Source organism: Photobacterium sp. R1 (assembly GCF_054600795.1).
In genome coordinates this window covers 1-263 of the sequence record NZ_BAAHZP010000647.1, presented here as the reverse complement: position 1 = coordinate 263, position 263 = coordinate 1, and the positions used below count along the sequence as shown (strand labels likewise).

At 56.7% G+C, this 263-nt stretch carries 1 protein-coding gene; it reads left to right on the top strand.

The window, feature by feature from the left end; translation table 11 throughout:
- Window positions 1–263, top strand: a 263-nt coding sequence (locus ACYP03_RS26660; protein ID WP_459782759.1) for a mannitol dehydrogenase family protein, incomplete at both ends; no start/stop codon positions are given.

Here is a 263-nt window from a genome sequence, read left to right as displayed (position 1 = left end):
ACCGTCAGCCATATCACAGCAGTGAACGCCGCCGGGCAAGACGTGATCAATCAGATAGTGCATACCGATCTGATCACCACAGCCGTTGGCCCTGCGGTGCTGGATAAAATTGCCAGTACCATCGCGAGCGGGCTGGCCAAACGGTTTGAAGCGGGTAACACCCAGCCGCTCAATATCATCGCCTGTGAAAACATGGTACGGGGCACCACGCACCTGAAAGAAGAGGTCTATAAGCAGCTGACGCCTGCACACCGCTTGCTGGC